Origin of the sequence: Nakamurella lactea DSM 19367 (assembly GCF_000426645.1) — a bacterium.
GTDB lineage: Bacteria > Actinomycetota > Actinomycetes > Mycobacteriales > Nakamurellaceae > Nakamurella > Nakamurella lactea.
This window is the reverse complement of the sequence record NZ_AUFT01000008.1, coordinates 446,889-454,695: the sequence shown is the minus strand read 5'-3', so window position 1 is coordinate 454,695 and position 7,807 is coordinate 446,889. Positions and strand designations below refer to the sequence as shown.

Here is a 7,807-nt window from a genome sequence, read left to right as displayed (position 1 = left end):
TCGCACCCTCCACCCGCCAATCCGGCAAGATCCGCGCCGTCGGCTTCCGCTGGGCCTGCGACAAACAACTCCGCGACGCCGTCACCGACTTCGCCGGCGACTCCCGCCACGCCAACCCCTGGGCCGCCGACCTCTACAACCGAGCCCGAGACCGAGGCCACGACCACCCCCACGCCGTCCGCATCCTGGCCCGCGCCTGGCTGTTCGTCATCTGGCACTGCTGGCAAGACAACCTCGCCTACAGCCCCGAAAAACACCACACCCTGCAACGCCTCCTGACCAACCAAAACACGACCAACAACACGGCGGCTTGACACAGGGCATCTCATGACGCTCCCTTACCTTCGGCGCCGGCTTCGTCCGTAGCGTCCCAACCGCCGGCCAACTCCGCGACCGCGGTGACGCTCGCTGCGCGGTCGGCGCCGGCGCCAACGGCCAACCCGAGCAGGTAGGTGCTCAGCGGTCCGGCGATCCGGGTGACGCCGTGCGCAACGTCACGGGTCAGGTCGAGCAGGTCGTTGCGCAGCTCGGGCGGCAGGCTTCCCGCCGGCAACTGCAGGACCCGCTCGGTCTGCTCGATGAATTCGTCCAGGGTGCTCATCTGTTCACGGTAACCGCAGGGGGTGACCCGATCCGGCCCCAACTTTCGAACAGCCGCAGGTCGACCTGCGGGTCTCCGGAAGTTGGGGCCGGATCGGGTCACGCTCGCGATTGTCCACCCGCTGCTGCTTGTCCACATTCTCCGCACCGGGACCGCCGGCCCCGCGTGATTCCGGCGATCGTCGCGGGATGGATCGACTGGACGAACTGCTGGCCGCCCATGGCGGAGTACTGCTCCTGCGCGAACATCCCAGCCTGCGCTCAACCCTGGTCCGGGCGTGCGCCGGTCACGGCGGTTGGCGACCGTATTCCCCGGAGTCCACGTGGAGTCCGCGCACGCCGGCAACCCCGACGTCCTGGCCCTGGCAGCACTGCGCCGGTTCCCGGACGGCGTCCTGCATCTGCACACCGCTGCCAAGATGACGTTCTGGCCACAGCTCGTCGCACCGTCCGTCCAACTGGCCGGTGTCCGCCCCTGGCACCAAACTCCCGGCTTCGAGTTCACCGGGCGACCCGTCCCACCGGATTGGGTGCTCCGGCAGGGACCAGTGCGACTGAGCGATCCCGAATACACAGCCATGGAACTGGCACCGGCGACCGAGGGCGAATCCATCGACCGGATCCTGCGGAAGCGGATGGGCACGATCCGGGGCCTGTGGGCAGCCCACGCAGCCATGGCCGGCAGCAACGGACAGCAGCGCCGGGCTCGGTTCCTGCTCGACTCCCGGGACAAAGCCTGGTCGGCGGCCGAGCGGCTCGCGCACCGGATCCTGCGGGCGGCCGGAATCACCGATGGTATGGCAACTACAAGATCCGCCGGCGGGGACGGACGCTCTACCTCGACATCGCATTCCTGGATCTCAAGCTGGTGATCGAGATCGACGGTCGCGCGTTCCACACGTCGCCGGGGGCGTTCGAGGACGACCGCGAGCGGCAGAACCTGATGATCCTGGAGCGGTGGATCGTCATCAGGTTCACCTGGAAGATGTTGTCCAAGGATCCCGACTACGTAGTTCGGACAACACTCGAGGCGATCGAGCTGGCGGCCGAGACGATCTCCTGGCGCCGGTGATCCGATCGGGCCTCAACTTTTGAATACCTGCAGGTCGACCTGCGGGTTTCCGAAAGTTGAGGCCCGATCGGACCAGTCAGTCCGCCGAACCGCCGAACAGCCTGCGCAGCACCAGGATCAGGCCGAGCACGGCGAGAACGCCGACCACCGGCTTGGCGTACCGCTTGATCAGCACCGGACCCACCGTGGACATCAGGTCGATCTCGGCGGCCGGCGGGCCGGACACCGGCCCGGACGTTGCTCCGCTGGACGGAGCAGCGCCGGACCCGGCCGTCGCCGCAGCCGGGCCGGCACCGCCGTCGGTCTCGGCCGGTTCCGTTCGCTCGGCCGACGGCGCCTTCGCCGTCGGCAATTCGGAGGGCGCCAGCGTGTCGGTGGCCGCCGGCGGCAACGGCGAGTCGTCCAGCGGGAACGCAGCTCCCGACCCAGCAACTCCCGATCCAGCAGCTCCCGATCCAGCAGCTCCCGACCCAGCAGCCGCCGATTCAGCAGCCGCGGCCGGTGCGGGAGTCAGCTTGTCCTTGATGCAATCGACGAATTGGCCGAGCAACTGGTCGGAGACATCCTGGATCACCCCGCGACCGAACTGGGCCGGTTTGCCCGTGATCGACAGGTCGGTGTCAACATCCACCGCGGTACCGGAGCCGTCGGCGACCAGCTTCGCGGTGATGGTGGCCGAGGCGGTTCCGTTGCCGCGTTTATCCTTGCCCTTGGCCACGATCACCACCCGCCGGGCGGCCTCGTCCCGCTCGGTGTAGCTGCCGGTCCCGTTGTACTGCAACGAGATCGGTCCGAGCTTCACCTTGACGGTTCCGGTGAAGTCGTCGCCGTCCACCGAGGTGATGGTCGCCCCCGGCAGGCAACCGCCGATCCGCTGCAGGTCGTTGAAGGCCGCCCAGGTGTCCTCGATCGTGGCCGGCACGGTGAAGTGGTGCTGCAGATCCATCAGGAGACTCCGGCCGCCGCCAGTACGGCCCGCCGGGCCAGCACCACCGCCAACTGCCGCCGATAGTCGGCGTCGCCGTTCAGGTCCGCCGGCGGCGAGGTGCCCTCGGCCACGCCGGCGACGGCCGCTCCGACGGCCTCCGCCGTCGCCGCGCAACCGGCCAGCGCCTGTTCCACCGAACTCGCCCGGATCGGCGTCGATCCCATGTTCGTCAGCGCCACCACGGCCTCCGCGATGGCCCCGCCGTCCATCCGCACGCTCGCCGCCACCGACACCACCGACCACTGCTGGACGACCCGGGTGAACTTCTCGTAGCGCGCGCCCCAGCCGGTGTGCCGGGGAAAGCGGATCTCGGTGAGGATCTCGTCCTCGCCGACCGCCGTGGTGAACAGACCCTGGAAGAACTCCGCGGCCGGCACGGTCCTACGTCCGGCCGCTCCGGAAATCACCAGTTCGGCATCCAGCGCCAACACCGGCGCCAGCAGGTCGCCGGCCGGATCGGCATGCACCAGCGCGCCGCCCAGCGTCCCGCGGTGCCGGACCTGCGGATCGGCGACCGTCTTCGCGGCCTCCTGCAACAGCAGCAGGTGTTCGGCCACCAGTGGATCGTTCGCCACCTCGTGATGCGTGGTCATCGCGCCGACGACAATCCGGTCGCCGTCCTCGCGGATGCCCGTCAGCCCCGGGATCTTTGCCAGGTCGACCACCAGATCCGGTGCAGCCAACCGCATTTTGAGCACCGGCAGCAGCGACTGACCGCCGGCCAGCACCTTGATCTCGGTGTCGCCGCCGCCACTCAACAGCTGCAGTGCCTCTTCCACCGACGCCGGCGCCTGGTAGTCGAAAGCCGCGGGGATCATGCCCGGTCTCCTTCGGTCTTGTCGCTAGCGCTGTCTCTGCCGTCGGCGACACCACCGGCGCCCATCCGTGCAGACTCGGTTCCGCCGGGATCATTGCCGCCCAGTCCGGTGCCGGCGGCCGCCGCCGAGCCGGACGCCGGCGTCGCACCCTGCAACGCCCGCCAGACCGCCCACGGCGACAGCGGCATCGGCAGGTCGGCAACCCCGAGATGCCGGACCGCGTCGATCGCGCCGTTGACGATCGCCGGGGTGGAGGCGATGGTGCCCGCCTCGCCGACCCCCTTGACCCCCAACGTGTTCGTGGTCGACGGAGTAGTGGTCATCGCGGTGTCGAAGTGCGGCAGGTCGGCGGCGCTGGGTACCAGGTAGTCGACGAACGACCCGGACACCAGGGTGCCCTGCTCGTCGAACACGGCATCCTCGAACATCGCCTGGGCGATGCCCTGCGCCAGCCCACCGTGCACCTGCCCCTCGGCGATCAGCGGGTTCACCACGTTGCCGATGTCGTCGACGCAGACGTACTTGCGCAGCTTCACCATTCCGGTCTCGGTGTCCACTTCCATCGCCGCCAAATGCGTGCCGTGCGGGAACGAGAAGGTGACCGGGTCGAAGGTGGCCTCCGAGTCCAGCGACGGTTCCATCCCGTCCGGCAGGTTGTGCGCCGCGAACGCCGCGAACGCCAGCTCCGGCATGCTGATCGAGGTATCGGTGCCCTTCACGGTGAACTTCCCGCCGGCAAATTCCAGGTCGTCGGCCGAGGCCTCGAGCAGGTGCGCGGCAAGAGGTTTCGCCTTCTCGATCACCTTCTGCGCGGCATTGATGACGGCCTGCCCGCCGACCACCAGCGACCGGGATCCGTAGGTGTCCATGCCCTTCGGGGCGATCTGGGTGTCGCCGTGCAGCACCTCGATGTCCTCGAAGGGCACGCCGAGCTGATCGGCGACGATCTGGCTCCAGGCGGTCTCGTGACCCTGCCCGTGTGGGGTGGATCCGGTCACCACCTCGACCTTGCCGGTCGGCAGCATCCGGATCGACGCGGCCTCCCAGCCGCCGGCGGCGTAGGCCAGCGCGCCGAGGATCCGCGACGGCGCCAGCCCGCACATCTCGGTGAAGGTGGAGATACCGATGCCCAGCTGTACCGGATCGCCGGACTCCCGGCGCCGCTGCTGCTCGGCCCGCAGTTCGTCATACCCGAAGAGTTCCTTGGCCTTTGCCGTCGCCGCTTCGTAGTTACCGGAGTCGTACTGCAGCCCGGAGACGGTGGTGAACGGGAACTCCTCGTGTTTGATCCAGTTGAGCTGACGCAGTTCCAGCGGCTCCATGGCCAGCTCGGCCGCCAGCTCGTCCAGCATCCGCTCGACCCCGAAGGTGGCCTCCGGCCGGCCGGCACCCCGGTAGGCGTCGGTCCAGGTCTTGTTGGTGAACACCGTTGTCAGGTCGAACTGGTAGGCCGGGATCTTGTAGATGGCGTTGAACATGAAGGCGCCCAAGGCCGGCACGCCGCCGCCGAGCACCGCAAGGTAGGCGCCCATATCGGCCAGCAGCTGCACCTTGAAGCCGGTGATCTTGCCGTCGCGGGTGGCCGACATCGTCAGCTTCTGGATCTGGTCGCGGCCGTGGTGGGCGGCGACCATCGACTCGGATCGGGTCTCGGTGTACTTCACCGGCTTGCCAAGCCGGGTGGCGGCAAGCAGGGTGATCACCTCCTCCGGGTTCACCTGCAGCTTGCCGCCGAATCCGCCGCCGACATCCGGCGCGATGATCCGCAGCTTCGACTCCGAGATGCCCAGCGTCAGCGCCAGCAGTACCCGCAGCACGTGCGGGATCTGGGTGGCCGCGTACAGCACGATCTGGTCGCCGGTCGGGTCACAGACCCAGCTCCGCGGCTCCATGAACGCCGGGATCAGCCGATTCTGCCGCAGCGTCCGCTCGACCACGACGCCGCCGTCGGCGCGGGTCTGTTCGATGGCGGCATCCACGTCGCCGCCGGTGCCGGCCTGTGCCGAGTCGAAGACGAAATGCGCGGAGACGTTGGTGCCAAGATCCGGGTGGATGACGGTGGCATCGGTGGCCGCCTCCGCCAGGTCGAGCACCGGCGCCAGCTCGTCGTAGTCGACGTCGACCAGTTCGGCGGCATCGCGGGCGGCCTGCGGGGTGCGGGCGACGACCGCGGCCACCACCTCGCCGGCGAAATTGACGGTGTCCACCGCAATGGACGGATGTGCTGGTGCCTTCTGCTCGGGGACGATCGGCCAGGCGTTGGGCAGCGAGCCCTGGGTGTCGGCCAGGTCGGCGCCGGTGAGCACCGCGATCACCCCGTCGGCCGCCTTCGCCGCACCGACGTCGATGCCGGTGATCCTGGCGTGCGCGAACGGCGAGCGGACCATCGCCAAGTGCAGCATGCCGGTCAGTGAGATCGAGTCGGTGTACCGCGAACGGCCGGTGATCAGCCGCTGGTCCTCCTTGCGGGTGCGAGCCTTGCCGACCTCCTTCTCCGGAGTCGACGGGCGGGCCTCGGTGGTGGTCATTCCGCCGCCCCCGTTCCCGCCGCGACCGACCCGGCAGCCTGCTGGACCGCCTTCACGATATTCTGATACCCGGTGCAGCGGCACAGGTTTCCTTCGAGCCCGTTGCGGATCTCGTCCTCGGTCGGGTTCGGATTCTCCTGCAGCAGGGCGATGCTCTGCATGATCATTCCCGGGGTGCAATAGCCGCACTGCAGGGCGTGCGATTCGTGGAAGGCCCGCTGCACCGGGTGCAGCTCACCGCCATCGGCCAGCCCCTCGACGGTCAGCACCTCGTGCCCGTCCGCCTGCACGGCCAGCACCGTGCACGACTTCACGCTCACCCCATCCAGGTGCACCGTGCAGGCACCACAATTGGTGGTGTCGCACCCGACCAGCGTCCCGGTCTTGCCGATCGCCTGCCGAAGGTGCTGGACCAGGAGGGTCCTTGGTTCGACGTCGTCGGTGTATTTCGTCCCGTCGACCGTGATGCTGACCTGTGTCATCGACAATCCGCCTTCCAGCGTCGTTGCTGTGGCCCGGGCTCCCGGTGCGCGGGGGCAGGGGCGGGATAGCCACAAGCTACGCGAGAGCGGACAAGCCCGCTACGCCTCCAGACGGGACAACCCCGCTACGCCTGGCGTAGCGGGGTTGTCCCGGTTCAGTTCCGCTCAGACGGTGACGGTGGTGCTGGGCACGAACTCGCCGTCCGGGCCCAGGGTCCCGGTCGCGGCCTGTTCCCAGCCACCGTTGCCGTCCGGCACCCCGATGGTCACGGTGCCGTCCGGGTCGATCTGGGTGACCTGGTCCGTCAGCCCGTCGCCGTCGGTGTCGGAGTAGCCGACCACGGTGCCGTTCTCCAGGGTGGTGACCACGGTGTCCGGCCGGCCGTCGTTGTCGAAATCGGCGGTCGGCGCGCCCAATTGGTACGACTGGCCGTTGGCATCGGTGTAGCTGATGTCGACCGGGGCCGCGTCCGCTGCCGGCGCATCGTCAGCGAAGTTGTCCGATCCGCCGTCGGCGCCGGCAGTGGCCGACCCCGACGATCCCGCTGAGTTGTCTTCGACGAACTCGCCGTTGTCGTCCAGGTGCCCGCGGGCCGCCACGTCCCAGCCACCGTTGCCGTCCGAGACCAGAATGGTGACCTCCCGATCGGCGGTGATCCGGGTGATCTGGTCGGCGGCGCCGTCCCCGTCACGGTCGGTGTAGCCGATCGTCGAGCCGTCGTCCCCCTTCACCACCGCGGTGTCCGGCGTGCCGTTGTTGTCCATGTCGACGGTGGCCGGGCCGACCTCGACGGTGTTGCCGTGGTCGTCGACAACGGTGATGGTGCCGTCGGCCGCGTCGGTGCCGGTGTCGGCGCCGTCGGTGTCGGAGCCGGTATCGGAGCCGTCGGTGTCGGAGCCGTCATCCGTGCCGGTCGAGGCGCTGGTGTCGGTGCCGGTGTCCGGCTCCGTGTCGGTGCCGCTACCGGAATCGGCGCCGGGATCGTCGGAGCCGTCACCGACGCCGCCGCCGGACGACTGCGACTCGACCTCGTTGCCGTGCGAGTCGTAGGTGGTGACCTCGTCCGCCCGGCCGTCACCGTCGTGGTCGGTGACCACCACGGTGTACTCGTCCTGGCCGACGATCACCGAGTCGGCGACCCCGTCGCCGTCCGAGTCGTAGGTGGCGCTGCCGAGGTCCTGGTGACCTGCGGTGATGCTCTCGCCGGGCTCAACGGTCTCGGATCCGTCGCTGTACTCCATGGTGTGCTCCTTGATCGGCCCGGGTGACGGGAGATGTCTGCTGGTGGTGTGACGCTCGGCCGGTGCGGTTCGGTTCC

Annotated in this window: 8 protein-coding genes and 1 pseudogene; 3 read left to right on the top strand and 6 right to left on the bottom strand. The window is 68.9% G+C overall.

Going from position 1 to position 7,807, the window contains the following annotated elements:
* Positions 1-314 (top strand): annotated as a pseudogene (locus tag K340_RS29535) (IS110 family transposase); the annotation flags it as partial.
* An 11-nt stretch (positions 315-325) separates the two neighbouring features.
* On the opposite strand, the gene K340_RS0111945 reads toward K340_RS29535, so the two are convergent.
* A complete protein-coding gene (locus K340_RS0111945) occupies positions 326-601 on the bottom strand; it encodes a DUF6457 domain-containing protein (protein ID WP_029136876.1) in 276 nt (91 codons plus the stop codon).
* Positions 602-923: 322 nt separating this feature from the next.
* Here K340_RS0111945 and K340_RS37010 point away from each other — a divergent pair, with 322 nt between their 5' ends.
* Entirely contained in the window at positions 924-1,472 is a 549-nt protein-coding gene (locus K340_RS37010; RefSeq protein WP_029136875.1) for a hypothetical protein, read from the top strand.
* On the top strand, positions 1,412-1,672 hold the full coding sequence (locus K340_RS37005) for an endonuclease domain-containing protein (RefSeq protein WP_245599535.1): 261 nt from the start codon (positions 1,412-1,414) through the stop codon (positions 1,670-1,672). The genes K340_RS37010 and K340_RS37005 overlap by 61 nt, the downstream gene beginning before the upstream one ends.
* A gap of 76 nt (positions 1,673-1,748) precedes the next feature.
* Here the strand turns inward: K340_RS37005 and K340_RS0111930 are convergent, their stop codons facing one another.
* From K340_RS0111930 to K340_RS34230, 5 genes are all read right to left on the bottom strand, one after another.
* On the bottom strand, positions 1,749-2,618 hold the full coding sequence (locus K340_RS0111930) for an SRPBCC family protein (RefSeq protein ID WP_029136873.1): 870 nt from the start codon (positions 2,616-2,618) through the stop codon (positions 1,749-1,751).
* Positions 2,618-3,478, bottom strand: coding sequence for an FAD binding domain-containing protein (locus tag K340_RS0111925; protein WP_029136872.1), 861 nt, complete (start codon positions 3,476-3,478; stop codon positions 2,618-2,620). Before K340_RS0111925 ends, K340_RS0111930 begins: the two co-directional genes overlap by 1 nt.
* Positions 3,475-6,006: a xanthine dehydrogenase family protein molybdopterin-binding subunit gene (locus tag K340_RS29525; RefSeq protein ID WP_084614294.1), complete on the bottom strand. Its 2,532-nt coding sequence runs from the start codon at positions 6,004-6,006 to the stop codon at positions 3,475-3,477. Before K340_RS29525 ends, K340_RS0111925 begins: the two co-directional genes overlap by 4 nt.
* The gene (locus K340_RS0111915) at positions 6,003-6,488 is read right to left on the bottom strand and encodes a (2Fe-2S)-binding protein (RefSeq protein WP_029136871.1); all 486 of its coding nucleotides are present in this window, start codon (positions 6,486-6,488) and stop codon (positions 6,003-6,005) included. Before K340_RS0111915 ends, K340_RS29525 begins: the two co-directional genes overlap by 4 nt.
* Before the next feature lie 165 nt (positions 6,489-6,653).
* Positions 6,654-7,730 (bottom strand): DUF6802 family protein, encoded by a 1,077-nt coding sequence (locus K340_RS34230; RefSeq protein ID WP_029136870.1) that lies wholly within the window; start codon positions 7,728-7,730, stop codon positions 6,654-6,656.
* Between the last annotated feature and the right edge of the window lie 77 nt (positions 7,731-7,807).